Annotated in this window: 1 protein-coding gene; it reads right to left on the minus strand. The window is 38.9% G+C overall.

Translation table 11 applies throughout. The annotated features are described in order from the left end of the window. Nucleotides 1-219: hypothetical protein (locus ACFIK0_RS09535; protein ID WP_375663933.1), on the minus strand; the 219-nt coding region annotated here is incomplete at its 3' end. Between the last annotated feature and the right edge of the window lie 118 nt (nt 220-337).

Consider the following 337-nt stretch of genomic DNA (forward strand, 5'->3'; position numbering starts at 1 on the left):
GACTTCTTCCTGAACAATCGCATTAACCTGTAATACTGCTAATGCTCTGACGTTCTTCCAACTAGCTGTTTCTAGCTTGCTGGGGTCGTTGCGATATGACTTTAGAGTTGGTTCACTAATGCCTGTCTGTTCACTAATCTTAGCAAAGCTGTAAGCTTTGTTCTTAATCAGCATTTGAGCAAGCTTTAAATCACTGTGTTCTTTATCAATGCTAATCATGGTTGGCCACTTCCCAATCACCAACAAACCCCATTCTCTTCATATCGTTAAGCAAAGTTTCTACATCATCATCTTGAGCATTTTGAAAATCAATTAAATCTTGGCTATCTTCGCTTTG

Origin of the sequence: Bartonella sp. CL63NXGY (assembly GCF_042194905.1) — a bacterium.
In the GTDB taxonomy this organism is placed as follows: domain Bacteria; phylum Pseudomonadota; class Alphaproteobacteria; order Rhizobiales; family Rhizobiaceae; genus Bartonella.